General features: G+C 44.4%; 15 protein-coding genes. All 15 read left to right on the plus strand.

Features of this window, described 5'->3' with window-relative positions; genetic code table 11:
* Positions 1–41: 41 nt before the first annotated feature.
* The 15 genes from tsf (at position 42) to infB (ending at position 18159) form a co-directional block, all read left to right on the plus strand.
* Positions 42–692: a translation elongation factor Ts gene (gene tsf / locus M3636_RS24095; protein WP_056700641.1), complete on the plus strand. Its 651-nt coding sequence runs from the start codon at positions 42–44 to the stop codon at positions 690–692.
* 232 nt (positions 693–924) lie between these two features.
* Positions 925–1653, plus strand: a complete 729-nt coding sequence (pyrH, locus tag M3636_RS24100) for a UMP kinase (protein WP_056701161.1) — start codon at positions 925–927, stop codon at positions 1651–1653.
* Positions 1653–2207: a ribosome recycling factor gene (gene frr, locus M3636_RS24105; RefSeq protein ID WP_128101421.1), complete on the plus strand. Its 555-nt coding sequence runs from the start codon at positions 1653–1655 to the stop codon at positions 2205–2207. The genes pyrH and frr overlap by 1 nt, the downstream gene beginning before the upstream one ends.
* Before the next feature lie 88 nt (positions 2208–2295).
* A complete protein-coding gene (locus M3636_RS24110; RefSeq protein ID WP_128101422.1) occupies positions 2296–3063 on the plus strand; it encodes an undecaprenyl pyrophosphate synthase in 768 nt (255 codons plus the stop codon).
* 16 nt (positions 3064–3079) lie between these two features.
* Positions 3080–3874 (plus strand): phosphatidate cytidylyltransferase, encoded by a 795-nt coding sequence (locus tag M3636_RS24115; protein ID WP_128101423.1) that lies wholly within the window; start codon positions 3080–3082, stop codon positions 3872–3874.
* 74 nt (positions 3875–3948) lie between these two features.
* The gene (locus M3636_RS24120; RefSeq protein ID WP_251384269.1) at positions 3949–5094 is read left to right on the plus strand and encodes a 1-deoxy-D-xylulose-5-phosphate reductoisomerase; all 1146 of its coding nucleotides are present in this window, start codon (positions 3949–3951) and stop codon (positions 5092–5094) included.
* A 371-nt stretch (positions 5095–5465) separates the two neighbouring features.
* Positions 5466–5621, plus strand: coding sequence for a lanthionine synthetase LanC family protein (locus M3636_RS24125; RefSeq protein ID WP_251384270.1), 156 nt, complete (start codon positions 5466–5468; stop codon positions 5619–5621).
* Between the two features lie 75 nt (positions 5622–5696).
* Positions 5697–6968 (plus strand): RIP metalloprotease RseP, encoded by a 1272-nt coding sequence (gene rseP, locus M3636_RS24130; protein WP_145408855.1) that lies wholly within the window; start codon positions 5697–5699, stop codon positions 6966–6968.
* 61 nt (positions 6969–7029) lie between these two features.
* Positions 7030–8484: a proline--tRNA ligase gene (proS, locus tag M3636_RS24135; RefSeq protein ID WP_128101425.1), complete on the plus strand. Its 1455-nt coding sequence runs from the start codon at positions 7030–7032 to the stop codon at positions 8482–8484.
* A 190-nt stretch (positions 8485–8674) separates the two neighbouring features.
* Entirely contained in the window at positions 8675–12994 is a 4320-nt protein-coding gene (locus M3636_RS24140) for a PolC-type DNA polymerase III (protein WP_251384271.1), read from the plus strand.
* Between the two features lie 253 nt (positions 12995–13247).
* On the plus strand, positions 13248–13709 hold the full coding sequence (gene rimP / locus M3636_RS24145) for a ribosome maturation factor RimP (protein ID WP_128101426.1): 462 nt from the start codon (positions 13248–13250) through the stop codon (positions 13707–13709).
* Between the two features lie 123 nt (positions 13710–13832).
* A complete protein-coding gene (gene nusA, locus M3636_RS24150) occupies positions 13833–14930 on the plus strand; it encodes a transcription termination factor NusA (protein ID WP_128101427.1) in 1098 nt (365 codons plus the stop codon).
* A 26-nt stretch (positions 14931–14956) separates the two neighbouring features.
* Positions 14957–15265 (plus strand): RNase P modulator RnpM, encoded by a 309-nt coding sequence (gene rnpM / locus M3636_RS24155; protein WP_128101428.1) that lies wholly within the window; start codon positions 14957–14959, stop codon positions 15263–15265.
* The gene (locus M3636_RS24160; protein ID WP_174715283.1) at positions 15258–15584 is read left to right on the plus strand and encodes a L7Ae/L30e/S12e/Gadd45 family ribosomal protein; all 327 of its coding nucleotides are present in this window, start codon (positions 15258–15260) and stop codon (positions 15582–15584) included. The genes rnpM and M3636_RS24160 overlap by 8 nt, the downstream gene beginning before the upstream one ends.
* On the plus strand, positions 15577–18159 hold the full coding sequence (gene infB, locus M3636_RS24165) for a translation initiation factor IF-2 (protein WP_128101430.1): 2583 nt from the start codon (positions 15577–15579) through the stop codon (positions 18157–18159). The genes M3636_RS24160 and infB overlap by 8 nt, the downstream gene beginning before the upstream one ends.
* Positions 18160–18181: the final 22 nt, after the last annotated feature.

Raw genomic sequence — 18181 nt, forward strand, 5'->3', positions numbered from 1 at the left:
TTAGAGTGTACGTACAATACTTAATTTGGAGGGAATTTATAATGGCAGTTAATGCGAGTGCAGTAAAAGAACTTCGCGAAAGAACGGGCGCTGGTATGCTCGATTGTAAAAAAGCACTGGAAGAAGCAAACGGTGATGTAACGAAAGCGGCTGAATTGTTGCGTGAAAAAGGTCTTTCTGCAGCAGCAAGCAAAGCAGGTCGTGCAGCTACTGAAGGCGCTGTAGAATCTTACATCCACGCTGGCGGACGTATCGGTGTCTTGGTTGAAGTTAACTGCGAAACTGACTTCGTTGGTAAAACAGATCAATTTAAGGATTTTGTTAGAGACGTAGCTATGCAAATCGCTGCAGCTAATCCTAAATATGTTACTCGCGAAGAAGTTCCTACAGATGAGCTGGAAAAAGAAAAAGAAATCTTGAAAGCTCAAGCTCTTAATGAAGGTAAACCAGAAAAAATCATTGAAAAAATGGTTGAAGGCCGTATCGGTAAATACTACGAAGAATACTGCCTGATGGAACAAACTTTTGTTAAAGATCCAGACAAAACAATTTCCCAATTGCTGAATGAAAAAATCAGCCAAATTGGTGAAAATATCTCCATCCGTCGTTTCGTTCGTTACGAACTGGGTGAAGGTCTTGAGAAAAAAGTTGATAACTTCGTAGAAGAAGTAATGTCCCAAGTAAACAAATAAGACGGTTTTTCAAACCGGCAATTAGGATGGATTTTCGAAGATATAAGAATGATGAAACTTCGAAGCGCAAACTCCCTTATATCTCAGGAAAACAGTGCCTTACCGGTTGAACGTTTTTCCTAAAAGAGCGGAACACTACTGTGTTCCTTTCTTTTTAAGCAGGAGGCCGTGCGCGAGAAGTTTTGTTGGTTGGATGCCGCAGGGTGTTCAATTTAAAGTGGAGGGTGAACAATTGGAACAGCCAGTATTTAAACGTGTTGTCTTAAAAGTCAGCGGAGAGTCTCTTTCCGGTCAAAATGGCTATGGTATTGATGCAGAGACGATCTCGTCCATTGCGCAACAAGTAAAAGAAGTTGTTGAACTAGGTGTGCAGGTTGCTATTGTGTGTGGCGGCGGAAACATCTGGCGCGGCATTGCGGGTAGCGAAAATGGCATCGATCGAGCAACTGCAGATTACATGGGCATGCTGGCGACAGTAATGAACTCGCTGGCACTGCAAGACGCATTGGAACAGATTGAAGTCCCTACACGGGTACAAACATCTATTGCTATGCAACAAATTGCAGAGCCTTACATTCGTCGTAGAGCTATTCGTCATCTTGAGAAAGGTCGGGTCGTTATTTTTGCATCAGGTACAGGCAACCCGTTCTTCTCCACAGATACAACAGCAGCACTTCGCGCAGCGGAGATCGAAGCAGAAGTCATCTTGATGGCTAAGAATAAAGTGGATGGTGTTTATTCAGCCGATCCATTTAAGGACAGCACAGCTGTTAAATTTGATCAGTTGACTTATATGGATATCCTCAACAAAGACCTTGGTGTAATGGATTCGACGGCATCCTCACTGTGTAAGGATAACAACATTCCGTTGATCGTCTTTGCTATTACTGAACAAGGTAACATCAAGCGTGTTGTTCTAGGTGAACGCATCGGAACAATCGTTAAAGGGAGTGTAGATTAATGCCACAAGCGGTTAAAAAACATGCCGAAGAACGTATGGAAAAAGCAATTCAAGCGTTACGACGTGATCTTGCCACTTTGCGTGCAGGGCGTGCTACTCCAGCTCTTCTGGATCGGGTTCAGGTAGAGTATTATGGTGCAATGACACCACTTAATCAGCTTGCTAATATCAGTACGCCGGATACACGCACACTGATGATCCAACCATGGGATAAGTCATCCATGAGTGATATCGAGCGTGCGATCATGAAATCGGATCTTGGTCTTACACCAGCAAACGACGGCACCATGATTCGTCTGTCTATTCCACCACTTACGGAAGAGCGCAGAGCGGAGCTTGTAAAGCTGACTAAAAAGTTTGGTGAAGAGGGCAAAGTGGCGATTCGTAACATTCGCCGTGATGCTAACGATGATATCAAAAAAATGGAGAAGTCAGATATTTCTGAGGACGAGTCCCGGAGACATCAAGACGATATCCAAAAATCGACAGATAAATTCATCGCTGAAGTCGATAAGGTACTCGCTGCCAAAGAAAAAGAAATCATGGAAGTGTAAGACAAGCGCAGCCCCTCCGATCCGGTGGGGTTTTGTCTCTTTTTTAAGCTGCAGGTGAAGAAACTTCAGGGATTTTGGAGGAACAGGAATGATCAAACGGGTTCGGTCGTGGTGGAATGGGGCTGAAAAGCAGGAAACGCTGACTATATCCGAGGATAATATCCCGCAGCATGTAGCTATTATTATGGACGGAAATGGACGATGGGCCAAACGTCTCGGCCTTCCGCGCATAGCTGGACATCAGAATGGGATGAAGGCAGTCAAACGTGCGACCATCGCGGCGGATGAACTGGGCATCAAATATCTGACGATGTATGCTTTTTCGACAGAAAACTGGACGCGTCCAAAAGAAGAAGTGGATTTTCTGATGCGACTTCCGCAAGAGTTTTTGGCGATTGAGCTGGATGAGCTTATCGAAAAGAACGTGCAGATTCGGATGATGGGTCAGGAGGAACATTTACCTTCTCATACCATTAACGCTTTGCGTGAAGCCATACGTCTTACAGAACACAACACGGGTCTGGTACTAAACTTTGCAATGAATTATGGAAGCCGCAGAGAAATGACAGACTGTGTTAAAAAAATAGCTCTACAGGTTCAGTCGGGGGAACTGTCTGCAGAGGATATTACACCAGAGCTCATCGACAGACACATGTTAACGAGTGATATGCCTGACCCGGATCTGTTGATTCGAACAAGCGGTGAGCTGAGACTCAGCAATTTCATGCTCTGGCAACTTGCTTATAGTGAACTATGGTTTACGGATATATACTGGCCCGAATTTGGCAAGCAGCATTTGATTGAAGCAGTAGCCGAATATCAGCGCAGAACAAGGCGTTACGGCGGTTTGAAATAGATGGAGGATGAAGCCGTTGAAACAGCGATTAACGACAGGAATAATAGCAGGTGTTTTGTTTTTGGGTTTTTGCTTGCTAGGCGGACCTTGGTATCATGGCTTGGTATTAGTGATGGCTCTCATCGGTTATTATGAGTTTGTGAAAATGACAGGAGTACAGCCTTTTTCGGGTGTAGCTCTAATTGGATACGTAGGCGTTTTTTCGCTTGTATTTCCTTGGGAAATGGTATGGGAAGCCAGACCGCTGACTCTGTTTCAGATCGGCTGGCTTGTGATGTTGCTATTAATGACAGCATCGGTGATAACCAAAAATAAAATTCCGGTTAATACCGTTGCTATGCTCTTTCTTGGGGTGTTGTACATCGGTATTGGCTTTTATTACATTGCTGAATCAAGACATCTTCAACATGGATTATTCTGGACTTTCCTATTGCTAGGCTCAATTTGGGCAAGTGATGCAGGCGCCTATTTCGTCGGCAAAATGATGGGCAAAAACAAATTATGGCCTTCAATTAGTCCTAACAAAACAGTGGAAGGTGCATTAGGTGGTATCATCATTGCGGTTATAACCGCGGTCGTTTTTGCAGGGGTATCCGACGGTTTGCTCTCTTGGCCGAGAGCTATATTGATTGGAGTCGCCTGTGCTGTGGTAGGTCAAATGGGAGATCTCATTCAATCTGCATACAAGCGGGTTTATAATATCAAGGATTCCGGTACTTTACTTCCGGGACATGGTGGCATTTTGGATCGGTGCGACAGCTGGATCGTCGTTTTTCCGTTCATACATATACTGATGCTACTTCCCTATTAATTGTGCAAACAAGACAGTTGTAATGAGTGATCATTCATTACAACTGCATTGGATAAATGAAGATGAGGTGCAGCATGAAAAAAATTGCGATCCTTGGGTCAACGGGCTCAATTGGAACACAGACCCTTGATGTAGTAGATATGCATCCTGAGTTATTTCAAGTGGAAGGACTTGCTGCAGGTGGGAATGTGGAGTTGCTTATTGAGCAAACGAAGCGTTACAAGCCGAAGAAAGTTTCTGTTGGCTCCAAAGAACTGGCAGACTATATTGCACCCTTAATTCCTACAGGAACGCAGGTTTTTCACGGTAAAGAAGGATTAGTCGAAATTGCTGCAGGAACAGAGGCGGATACGGTTGTGACAGCTGTAGTGGGAAGTCTGGGGCTAGAATCGACACTAGCTGCCATTGAAGCTGGGAAACAGATCGGATTAGCGAACAAAGAGACCTTAGTTACAGCAGGGCATATCGTTACCTCCAAAGCAGCGGCAAAGGGAGTTTCGCTCCTGCCTGTAGATAGTGAACACTCTGCAATTTTCCAATGTTTGAATGGAGAAAAACGTGAGCAATTGCTGGGAATTACACTTACTGCTTCCGGAGGGTCTTTCCGCGATTTAACGCGCGAACAACTGAAAGAGGTCTCTGTAGAGGATGCGCTAAAACATCCAAACTGGTCTATGGGTTCCAAAATTACGATCGATTCAGCAACAATGGTGAATAAAGGACTTGAAGTTATTGAGGCACATTGGTTATTTGGACTTCCATACGATCAAATTAATGTATTGCTCCACCCCGAGAGCATTATTCACTCATTTGTTGAGTTTGAGGATACGAGTATTATTGCTCAGTTAGGTAATCCAGATATGCGTGTACCTATTCAGTACGCTTTAACTTATCCAGATCGCCTACCGTCACAGGCTACACGCCTATCATTAGCTCAAGTGGGCAAGCTGAATTTCCGTGAGATGGATATGGAGCGCTTCCCTTGTTTAAGAATGGCATATGAGTCTGGCAAAATGGGAGGAACTGCACCAACTGCGTTCAATGCGGCAAATGAAATTGCTGTAGCGAGATTTTTAAAAGGCGACATCTCTTTTTTACAAATAGAGTATACGATTGAGAAGATCCTGGAAAAACATATCAACATTCAAAATCCGAGTTTAGAAGAGATAATGAATGCTGATGAAATCTCTCGTAAGGTAGCCAACGAGCTGCGATTCTAAACGCTGATTTGGATGCACACTTCTTTTTTGCGAGTCTGTCCTTTCATGTAAAACGGTAGGATGTATTGCATAATAGACTGCGATAGTTTAGCTAAAATGAAATAGTAAGCGAAAAGGTCACTTTTAAGATCGATGGCTGATCTAAGGGGTGACCTTTTTATGTCAACCATCCTACTAACTCTAAAGGCCATACCTCTGAAAATCGCTATCATGATCATTATGTTGTATTATTAAAAACAGAGCATTTGTGGAGTACAATTTATTCAAGTCTCCTGTGCTAGCGGTAATTATCAAATGCTGCTGGCGAATCTCATTCTAAAGGTCGTACTCTAAACGTATGTTTACTACAAGAACTTGGCGTTGAAATATGCATGAAGTATAATAGTATTTCGGCGAAAGACTTCCAATTAGGGCTGATGACGGGGGTAGCAGGCATAGGATATGGGTTACTGCGACTACATAATCCTGATATTCCTTCTGTTCTTTCATTGGAGATTCCAGTACTTGGTGCGTTTACTGGGACTTAAAAAACTTCTTGGTATTTAATTAAGAATAATGTTATTCTAGAGCATGCATAATAAGTTAAGGAGGTGTAGTGTTTGTTGGAGACTCTTAAAATCGCGTTCTATATATTCATGATGTTCTTTGTTATTGTAGCTATTCATGAATGGGGCCACTATTATTTTGCGAAGCGTGCTGGCATTTTGGTTCGTGAATTTGCAATTGGATTTGGTCCTAAAATGTTTTCATATAAGAAGGGTGAGACTCAATTCACGTTCCGTCTGCTTCCTTTTGGTGGATATGCAAGAATGGCTGGTGAAGATCCGGATACTACGGGGATTGATGTAGGACAAACGATATGTGTTAGAATTAAGGACGATAAGGTTGAGAAAATCTTCACGAGCAATCTTGAAAAGTACAAGAATGTAATCAAAGGTGAAGTTTTGCAAATAGACCTGGAAACAGCCCTTAAAATTGAACTTGATGTTGACGGAGAGCGCATGACCTATGATGTGCATCCTCAGGCTGTTATTGTGAACAAAAATGCTAGCATGCAAATCGCGCCTAAAGATCGTTGGTTTAGCAGTAAAACCGTTGGACAGCGAGCCTTGGCTATTTTTGCCGGCCCGATGATGAACTTTATTCTAGCATTTGTGTTGTTTGCAATATTTGTTCAAGTAAGTGGTGTTCCTGTCGAGAATCCCTCCTACATAAAAATAGCTGATGTTTCAGCAAATACGCCTGCGGAGAAGGCTGGATTTAAAGAGGGAGATATCATTAAGAGTATTAATGGTACGCCAGTTGGAGTTGACCAACAACAGGTCATTGCTTCCATCTCTGAGTCGAAGGATCAGGCTATGAACTGGACAGTGATTCGTGATGGGAAGGAACTTGACGTTTCGGTTACTCCGACATCATTGCCTGGCCAGGAAGGTGGTAAAGTAGGGATCTCCTTAGGATTTCCTACAAGACAAGCTGGTTTTGTGGAAACCTTCACGCTATCTGGCAAATATACCATTGAAACATCCAAATTAATTTTCAAAGGCCTTCAACAGCTCGTACAAAACTTCGCGCTTGATGATATTGGTGGCCCAGTCAGAACCATTGAGTTAACGGGTGAAATCGCTAAATCGGGGATTGATCGTTTATTATACTGGAGTGCAATGATCAGTATTAACCTAGGGATCTTTAACCTGTTACCGATTCCGGCGTTGGATGGCAGCCGTCTTGTGTTTTTAGGAATTGAGGCACTGCGGGGCAGACCGGTTGACCCGAATCGTGAAGGCATGGTTCACTTTATTGGGTTTGCGATGTTGTTTGTACTGATGCTTGCTGTAACATATAATGATATACTACGTTTAATTAACGGATAATATGGTTTGACTATCTTCTGATAAATCGGAGGTAGTCGTAATGGGAGGACGCTGGAGTCTTATGTCAAAGGAAAATGAAAAACAGTTTGTAACTGAAATTACACCACAAAGTGAAGATTTCTCTCGTTGGTACATTGATGTAATCAAAAAAGCAGATTTGATGGATTATTCTCCAGTTCGTGGGTGTATTGTTTTTAAACCTGACGGATTCGAGATTTGGGAACATATCAAAGACGAGATGGATCGCCGTTTCCGTGAAACGGGTCACCGGAATGCATACTTCCCAATGTTTATCCCAGAGAGCTTTTTCCAAAAAGAGAAAGAGCACGTAGAAGGTTTTAACCCTGAACTACCTTGGGTTACCGAAGCTGGAGGAGAGAAGCTGGAAGAGCGTCTTGCAATCCGCCCTACATCTGAAACGATTATCGGTCATATGTACTCCAAGTGGATTCAGTCTTATCGTGACTTACCAGTTCTGATCAATCAGTGGGCTAACGTTGTGCGTTGGGAGAAAAGGACGTTGCCATTCCTTCGGACAAGTGAGTTCTTGTGGCAAGAAGGACATACTGCACATGAGACGGAAGAAGAAGCACGCGAGGAAACGATGAAAATGCTTGAAATTTATCGTGAAGTAGTTGAAGAATACCTTGCGATTCCGGTCATTACAGGACAGAAAACAAAATCGGAGAAGTTTGCCGGTGCGGTAGATACCTTCTCGATTGAAGCGATGATGAAAGATGGCCGTGCGGTGCAAGCTGGTACATCTCACTATATGGGAACAAACTTTGCAAAAGCTTTTGAAATTCAATATCTTAGCCGTAACAATGAGTTGGAGCTTGCTCATACGACTTCATGGGGAACAAGTACTCGTCTCATTGGTGCGTTGATTATGGTACATGGTGATGATCGTGGTTTAGTGCTGCCGCCTAAAGTAGCGCCTACGCAAGTGGTTATGATTCCGATTGGACCGCCAAAAACACGTGATGCTGTTGTAGGCCGTGCGGATGAATTATTTGCTGAATTGAAACAAGCTGGGGTTCGTGTCAAAATGGATGACCGTAGCGATGTACGCCCTGGATGGAAGTTCAACGAGTATGAGATGCGTGGTGTTCCAATTCGTCTTGAGATCGGGCCACGCGATATGGAAAACGGCGTTTGTGTTCTTGTATCTCGCATTACAGGTGAGAAGAAAGTTGTTGAGCAGGCTAACCTGGTTGAAGAAATTCAAACGATGCTGGCACAAGTTCAAGCCGATATGTTGGCGCGTGCACGTACATTTATGTCGGACAACTTCTATTCGGTAGATACATTGGATGAGATGAAAGAGCTAATGGAGAATAAACGTGGTTTCACGCTAGCAGGATGGTGCGGCTCAGAAGCGTGCGAAGATAAAGTAAGAGAAGTAACGGGCGCTACAAGCCGGAACATCCCGTTCCAGCCTGCAGAAGAAAAACATACGTGCCTGGCTTGTGGAGAAAAAGCACAACATACCGTCGTATTTGCAAGAGCCTACTAAGTAACACGGGCTTCGTCATATTGGCATTGAAATTATGAAAACATAATTTCAATCTAGCAAAAGGTTGTTTGCTGGTTAAGGTAGGAATGAAAAGCTTCTGTCGGATAAAATGAGTCGGTGCCGTTCGGATCGGGGACATTTTTGATTACAGAGGCTTTTCATGCTTTGAGGGGCAACGAGGAGGAACATTATGAGTGGATTCGAGGAGAAGAGAAAAAGATTTGAATTATTGATGAAACAGACGGATCTTCCGGCAGGGCTGGTGGAGCCTTATTTTATGGATGGTTGGATTGAACAGGTGGAAACAAGCCGTAGTAATCGAGACTGGACTATTTTGATTGCCAAGGATACCTTGGTGCCTGCTCCGATCTATCGTACATTCTGCCTGCATATTCAGGAGAAAATGAACCATATTGCCAAAATTTCGTTTGGCTTTAAATATAGTGATTCCGTTTTGTCTACAGATATAGTGAGTGAGTACTGGAATTTGTTCCTTGAATGGGTTGCTCGTGAAATTCCATCGGTTAATGGCTGGATGAGCCGTACCAAATTTGAATGTGAAGCGGACTTATTGCAATTGACCATGAGTGATGCAACATCGATGGAGCTTGCGAAGAAGAAGCAAATTGATCAAGCGATTACCCGTTTTTATGAGAAGTATTTCCATACACCGCTGAAAGTCAAAATGCAAGTAGGTCAGATGGAGAGCAACAAAGAAGCATTAGAACAGTTCCAGCTTAAAAAACAGGAAGAAGAGCGTCAGGTCATTGAGAAGATGATGAGTGAGGTAGAACCTGAAATGCCTGAAGAAGAAGAGCAAGGGGATGTCCGTCTGCAGATGGGATATGACATCAAAGAACCCGCTGTTCCGATGCAGGAAATTCAGGATGAAGAGAAGAAGGTCACCTTGCAAGGGACGATTTTTGGTCTGGATCGCAAGGAATTGCGTAATGGTAATACGTTGTTCACCTTCTATCTGACAGACTTTACGGATTCCATGCAAATGAAAATGTTTGCGAAAACAAAAGAAGATGTGCGAATTCTAAGTTTGTTGGCGAATGGGAAATGGGTGAAAGTACGTGGTCGTGTTGAATATGACCGTTTCATGCAGATCCCTGAACTTGCAATGATTCCTTCAGACTTGGTTGAAGTAAAGGCACCGCCATCCCGCAAGGATAAAGCTGCCGAGAAACGGGTGGAATTCCATTTGCACTCTACCATGAGTACGATGGATGCTGTGACCTCCATTGATAAGTATGTGAAAACCGCAGCAGAGTGGGGACATAAAGCCATTGCTGTGAGTGATCATGGTGGTGTTCAGGTATACCCGGAGGCAGCAAAAGCAGCTAAGAAAAACGGGATTAAAATGATCTATGGACTAGAAGCCAATGTAGTGAATGATTCTGTGGCCGTCGTTTTGAATCCTCAGCCATTGGATCTCAGGGCCTCAACGTATATCGTTTTTGATATTGAGACCACCGGTCTCTCTGTAACTCAGAACAAAATAATTGAGATTGCAGCAGTGAAGGTGGAAGATGGCAAGGAGATTGATCGGTTTGCTACGTTTGTGAATCCGCATGAACGAATTCCATATAACATCCAGCAGTTGACCAACATCAATGATGAGATGGTGAAAGACGCTCCGGAACTCGAACCTGTCATCCAAGACTTTGTGAAATTTGCAGGAGATGGCATTCTGGTCGCTCATAACGCACGTTTTGATATGGGCTTTATCCAGGCTTCGTTAAAACAACTGGGTATGCCTGAGTTAACGAATCCAGTGCTTGATACGCTGGAACTCGCAAGATTGTTGTATCCAAAAATGAAAAACCACCGTCTTAATACACTCGCAGATAAATATAAAGTGGCTCTTGAAAGCCATCACCGAGCAATTGATGATACAATTGCGCTCGCAGGTATTCTTAATGGGTTGGTGAATGATGCCGCTCAGTTAAAAGGGCTAACGATGCTTGATCGACTGAATGATTATGTTGGTGTGGATCTATCGAATACACGTCCGTTCCATTGTGGAATATATGCACTGAATGATATTGGTAAGAAAAATCTCTATAAATTGGTTTCTCTCTCTCATACAGAGCATTTTAAACGGGTGCCCTGCATTCCTAAATCCAAACTAGTCAATTTACGCGAAGGTCTGATTATCTTGTCTGGCTGTGAAAAAGGTGAGTTCTTCGAAGCAGTGCTTAACAAATCGCTTGAAGAAGCTGAGGAGATTGCAGAGTTTTATGACATTCTGGAGATTCAACCTCTGACGATGTACATGCACCTCGTTGATAAAGGGCTAGTTGCGACCCCAGAAGAGATCAAAACAGCGATACAGAAAGTCATTAATATCGGTGCGAAGCAGGAGAAACCTGTTATTGCCACAGGCAATGTTCACTACTTGGAGCCACGTGACAAGCTATATCGTGATATTACGATTCACGGCATTACGGGATTTAGCCCGTTGAAAGATCAGCGCAAGCCAGATGCCCATTTGAGAACAACGGATGAAATGCTGGAAGAGTTCAAGTTCCTAGGTCAAGATAAAGCCTACGAGGTTGTTGTGACCAATACGGTTGAACTTGCTGACCGTTTTGAAGAAATCAAGCTGTTTCCGGACAAGCTGTTCACACCAATTCTGGAAGGTGCGGACGAAGAAATTCGTAACACCTGCTATAATACGGCGAAGTCAATCTATGGAGAAGATCTACCAGAGGTCATTATCGCACGATTGGAAAAAGAACTGATCCCGATTATTAAATACGGTTTCTCTGCCAACTATCTCATATCGGAACGGTTGGTTAAAAAGTCGAACCAGGATGGTTATCTCGTAGGTTCCCGGGGCTCGGTTGGTTCATCGGTTGTTGCTACGTTCCTCGGCATCTCTGAGGTTAATCCATTGCCTGCGCATTACATCTGTATAAATTCGGAATGTAAACACAGTGAGTGGTTCCTTGACGGGAGTGTTCGAAGCGGGTTTGACCTTCCTGAGAAGGAGTGTCCGGATTGCGGAAACACGCTGAAAGGTGAAGGGCAAGATATTCCGTTTGAGACCTTCCTTGGATTTAAAGGAGATAAGGTTCCCGATATCGACTTGAACTTCTCAGGGGATTACCAGCCGCATGCACATAACTATACCAAGGTACTATTTAGTGAGAAAAGTGTATTCCGTGCTGGAACCATCGGTACCGTAGCTGAGAAGACTGCATTTGGATTTGCCAAGAAATACGAGGAAGAGCATCATAAGAAATGGCGCGGAGCAGAGCTGAATCGCTTAGCTTCAGGATGTACGGGCGTAAAACGGAGCACTGGACAGCACCCCGGGGGGATTGTCGTAGTACCAGATTACATTGAAGTTGAAGATGTGACTCCAGTACAGTACCCAGCAGATGATGTTACCGCAGAGTGGAAAACGACACACTTTGACTATCATGCTTTCGAAGAAAATTTGTTGAAGCTTGATATCTTAGGTCACGATGATCCGACAATGATGCGGATGTTGCAGGATTTGACAGGAATCGATCCAACAACAATTCCGATGAATGATCCGAAAGTCATGAGTATGTTCAACTCTACAGAAGCTCTTGGCGTATCACCTGAACAGATTCGTTCCCCTGTTGCCACATTTGGAGTACCGGAGATGGGAACGAAATTTGTGCGTCAGATGTTAATTGAATCTCAGCCGACTTCATTTGCCGATTTGCTGCAGATTTCTGGTCTGTCTCATGGAACGGGAGTATGGTTAGGTAACGCACAGGATCTCATCAAAAACGGAACATGTAATATCAAAACCGTAATTGGATGTCGAGATGATATCATGTTGTTCCTCATTTATAAGGCTGGCATGGATGCAAGCTTGGCCTTTAAAATTACGGAAAGTGTGCGTAAGGGTAGAGGTTTGCCGCAGGAATGGATTGATGAGATGAAAAATTGTAAAGTGCCGCAATGGTACATTGATTCTTGTCTCAAGATCCAGTACATGTTTCCTAAAGCTCACGCGGCTGCTTATGTTATTTCCGCAGTTCGTACCGCGTTCTTCAAGCTTTACCACCCCATAGAGTATTATGCGACATACTTTACAGTACGCGCAGATGAGTTTGACATTGGACTGGTATGTCAGGGGTATGAAGCAATCTATAAGAAGATCGTAGAAATTGAGCAATTAGGATTCCAAGCACCACCAAAAGAAAAAAACATGCTGCCAATTCTTGAGATGGCGCTCGAGATGACAGCTCGTGGATTCTCGTTGAAGCCGATCGACCTCTATCGCTCAGAAGCAACGAAGTTCATTGTTGATGGAACCTCATTGATTCCTCCGTTCTCCGCTTTGGCAGGAATTGGTGATAATGCTGCGCGTAATATCGCAGGTGCCAGAGATCATGGTGAGTTCCTGTCGATTGAGGACTTCCAGCAGAAGTCTAAGGCATCTAAAACGATTGTCGAACTGTTGTCCAGTATGGGTTGTTTCCGGGGGCTTCCTGAGAGCAATCAACTCTCTCTTTTCTAATGTAGTCTTTACTGGGGCAACCATGGTTAAGGTCAACTCGTAATTTTTTCTTCATTAGTGTGTAATTTGCCTTAAAGATCGCTTACTTGTCACTATTACCAGACTATGTTATAATTTTTGAAGTGAACGAGATAGTACGAATTTCTGAAGAGTGGGGAAACCCACTCTTTAGTCTTTGGTATACAAGAATCTTGGGTATTTAATCATCTGCCAGCGATGATGCTGGTGTAACCTAAGTTGGAGGTTATCGGTTTTGAGCACAACGAACATTAAAGATACCGTGGAAGAAATGATCCAACCCTACTTGAATGAACAAGGCTTCGAGCTGGTTGACATCGAATACGTCAAAGAAGGCAGCAACTGGTTTTTACGGGTGTATGTCGACAAAGAAGGTGGCATCGACATCGACGATTGCGTCTTGATCAGCGAAAAGCTGAGCGCCAAGCTGGATGAGAACGATCCGATTCCAACCGTCTATTTCCTTGAAGTGTCTTCTCCCGGTGCGGAACGTCCACTGAAAAAAGCGGCGGATGTTGCCAAAGCCGTAGGCAAAAATGTCTTTGTGACAACCTACGAGCCGGTGAATGGAATGAAGGAATTCGAAGGTAAATTGCTTTCCTTTGATAACGGGGAGCTTGTCATCGAAGCAGGCAAGAAACAGCATGCCGTTTCTTATGAAAAGGTTGCCAGTGCGCGCCTAGCTATTTTGTTTTAAGTGCCTTGTTCACTTTATTAATGAAAAAGACACATCTCACGATAACGGCAAGGTGCTCAGGAGTTCAGAGCCTTTCGCCGTTTTACGTATGAGATGCCATGTTTGAAAGGGGGATCAACATTCATGAGTATGGATTTTATTGAAGCAATGAATGAGTTGGAGCGTGAAAAAGGGATCAGTAAGGATGTGCTGTTTGAAGCGATCGAGGCAGCCCTGATCTCCAGCTACAAGCGGAATTTCAACACCGCTCAGAACGTGCGTGTTGATATGAACCGCAATACTGGGGTTATCCGGGTATATGCTCGCAAACTGATCGTGGAGGAAGTTCTGGATTCACGTACCGAAATTTCATTGCCTGCTGCACGAGAAATCAACCCACACTTCCAGCTGGAAGATATTGCGGAGATCGAAGTAACGCCACGCGATTTTGGCCGTATCGCCGCACAAACTGCCAAACAGGTAGTGACCCAGCGGATTCGTGAAGCCGAACGTGGCCTGATCTACAACGCTTTCGTTGATAAGGAAGAGGATATCGTGACGGGAGTAGTGCAGCGTCAGGATTTGCGCAATATCTACATCGATCTGGGCAAAATCGAAGCGGCTTTACCGCTGACCGAATTGATGCCAAACGAGAAATTTGTTCATGGTGATCGTATTAAAGCTTACATCACCAAGGTCGAGAATACGACCAAAGGGCCGCAAATCATTTTGTCCCGTACACACCCGGGCTTGTTGAAACGCCTCTTTGAACTGGAAGTTCCTGAAATTTTCGACGGTGTGGTTGAGATTAGATCCGTTGCGCGTGAAGCGGGCTTCCGCTCCAAAATCGCTGTTCATTCCCGTAATGAGGAAGTAGATCCAGTTGGATCATGCGTAGGCCCTAAAGGGATGCGCGTGCAGACCATTGTGGGTGAGCTGCGCGGTGAAAAAATTGACATTGTTCGTTACTCCGATCAGGTGGACGAATATGTGGCTAATGCACTGAGTCCTTCCAAGGTGTTGGAAGTTCAAGTGTTTGAGGAAGAAAAGATGGCTCGGGTTATCGTTCCGGACTATCAACTGTCCCTCGCAATCGGGATCAAAGGTCAAAATGCCCGATTGGCAGCCAAGCTGACCGGCTGGAAAATCGACATTAAGAGCGAGAGCCAGGCGGAACAGGAATTCGGCAGAGAAAAAGATTCTTCTTCGGAAATGCATCAAGATTCCGTCTCCGTCGACTAAAGTAAAGCACGGGGGGGCGTTAACGTATGAAAACCAAAAAAGTACCGCTGCGCAAATGTGTGGCGTGTCAGGAAATGATGCCTAAAAAGCAACTAATCCGAATCGTTAAGACGCCAGAGGATGAAGTGCTGATCGATTTAACTGGCAAAAAATCCGGACGTGGTGCTTATTTATGCGGTAAGGAATCCTGTTTTAAGCTTGCACTTAAAAACCGGTCTTTGGATCGGGCGCTAAAAGGCAAGGTTTCACCGGAAATTTATGAGCAATTGGCTGCAGACTTTATTAAGGTAGAGGATGCATTCAAGGCTGCACAGGAGCGTGAAGAAGATGAGTAATAAGACGTTGTCTTATCTAGGACTTTCCATGCGTGCAGGCAAACTTGTTACAGGTGAAGAAATTGTGCTCAAAGCAATCCGTTCTTCCGAAGCTAAGATGGTTATTGTTGCGGGCGACGCCTCGGCCAATACACAAAAGAAATTTCGCGACAAATGCGGAACATATAAAGTTCCTCTAGTAATCGGATTTGACCGTGATAGTTTAGGTTCAAGTATCGGTAAAGAAACGCGGGTTGTCCTTGCAGTAACGGACCGTGGGTTTGCAAAAATGATCTCCAAGCAAGTCGGTATAATGTCGGAGGTGGAGTATATTGAGTAAACAGGAAAACAAGGATAAATTGCGGGTTTATGAATATGCGAAGTCCCTAAATATGAGTAGTAAAGAAATTATAACCATTCTTAAAAAGCTGGATATTCCCGTAAACAATCATATGAGTGTCATGGAGAATGGATCAGTGGGTAAGGTGGAACAATTTTTTAAAGATATAAAATCCACTGCAGCCTCTAAACAAAGTAATGAAGCAAAACAGGTTGCTACTTCCGCAGTGGGTAGCGACAAAACAGTGGACAACAACAAGCCGGCCGGCGGAGCGAACACGCCGAGTAACAGTAATTCATCCGGTAGTCCCGTACTAACAAAAATACAACAGGAAAAGCAGGTAGGTATGAACAACAGACCAAATTCCAACAATAACAATGGCTCCCAAAGACCTAGCGGCCAAGATAGCCGCAACAGAACCAATTCTTCCCAAGGCTCCAGCCAGGGAGGACAATCGAATAACCGTCCAAGACCAGCTCAAGGCGGACAAAGCAGTACTTCATCCCGTCCGCAAGGTTCAGGACAACAACGTCCAAATAATAGCGGTGGCGGTCAAGCAAGAAGTGGTGGACCAAACAGTGGTGGCACTGGTGGCAACCGTACTGGCGGCCAAGGTCAAAGCCAAGGGCAAGGCCAAGGCCAACGCAGAGGCGGACAAGGCAATTCGGGTAGTAACAATAACAGCGGTAACCGTTCAAATAGCGGTGGCGGCGGTCGTCGTTATGATGACAACCGTGGCGGTAACTTCCGTGGTAACCGTGGCGGAAAAAACAATCGCAACAGAAATCAACAACAGTACCAACAACGTGAGAAAATTGATAACACGCCTAAGAAAATCATCGTTCGCGGTGACATGACTGTAGGTGAAACTGCGAAGCTGCTTCACAAAGATGCTTCAGAAGTTATCAAAAAACTCATCGGCATGGGCGTTATGGCTACAATCAACCAAGAACTCGATATTGACACGATTCTTCTGCTTGCAGGCGAATTCGGCGTTGAGGTTGAAGTGAAGATTGTGCTTGAAGATGATCGTTTCGAAACGGTAGAAGAGAATGATGATCCAGCAGATCTTCAATCCCGTCCTCCAGTTGTAACGATCATGGGTCACGTTGACCATGGTAAAACAACATTGCTTGATGCGATTCGTTCTACCAACGTAACGGGCGGCGAAGCTGGCGGTATCACACAGCATATCGGTGCTTATCAAGTTGAAATTAACAACAAAAAAATTACGTTCCTCGATACTCCGGGTCACGAAGCGTTCACAGCGATGCGTGCACGTGGAGCTCAAGTGACGGATATTACGATTATCGTCGTAGCAGCTGATGATGGTGTAATGCCACAAACAGTTGAGGCAATCAACCATGCCAAAGCGGCAGGTCTACCTATTATCGTTGCTGTTAACAAAATCGATAAGCCAGGTGCAGATGCGGATAAAGTGAAGCAAGAGTTGACTAACTACGAACTCGTTCCAGAAGAATGGGGCGGAGACACGATCTTTGTTAACGTTTCTGCGAAACAAAGAATCGGTTTGGAAGGTCTGCTTGAGATGATCTTGCTCGTTGCAGAGGTGAATGAATACAAAGCGAACCCGGACAAACGTGCCCGTGGTACAGTGATCGAAGCCGAGCTGGATAAAGGACGTGGCCCAGTTGCACGTATCCTCGTACAGCACGGTACATTGAAAGTCGGAGATGCGTTCGTAGCAGGTAACTGCTTCGGTCGTGTACGTGCGATGGTCAATGACAAAGGCCGCAGATTAAAAGAAGCAGGCCCATCAACGCCTGTTGAAATCACAGGTTTGACTGAGGTTCCAGGTGCGGGTGATCCGTTTATGGTGTTTGAAGATGAGCGTAAAGCTCGTTCCATCGCCGACAAACGTGCGATTACGCAACGTGAATCCGATCTGGGTACAAACACTCGTGTAACGCTGGATGATCTGTTCCAACACATCAAAGACGGTGAAATCAAAGACTTGAACGTAATCATTAAAGGTGACGTGCAAGGTTCGGTTGAAGCATTGAAAGGTTCCCTTGCTAAAATCGAGGTTGAAGGTGTGCGCGTGAAGATCATTCACAGCGGTGCTGGTGCAATCACAGAATCCGATATCATCTTGGCAGCTGCATCTAATGCCATCGTGATTGGTTTCAACGTTCGTCCAGACAACCAAGCGAAAATCACAGCAGATCAAGAACAAGTAGACATTCGTCTGCATCGTGTCATCTATAGCGTAATCGAAGAGATTGAACAAGCGATGAAAGGTATGCTTGATCCGATCTACAAAGAAAATGTTATCGGTCACGCAGAAGTTCGTAGCACATTCAAAATTAGTAAAGTCGGAACCATTGCAGGTTGTATGGTTACTTCGGGTAAAATTACACGTTCTGCGGAAGCACGCTTGATTCGTGATGGCATTGTCCTTTATGAAGGTAAGCTGGATTCCCTGAAACGTTACAAAGATGATGCTAAAGAAGTAGCTCAAGGCTACGAGTGCGGTATCACCCTGGATAACTACAACGATCTCAAAGAAGGCGACGTTATCGAAGCTTTCGTAATGGAGACTGTACAACGATAAGCAAGGAAGCATGAGGTGAACA

Source organism: Paenibacillus sp. MER 99-2 (assembly GCF_023714095.1).
In the GTDB taxonomy this organism is placed as follows: domain Bacteria; phylum Bacillota; class Bacilli; order Paenibacillales; family Paenibacillaceae; genus Paenibacillus.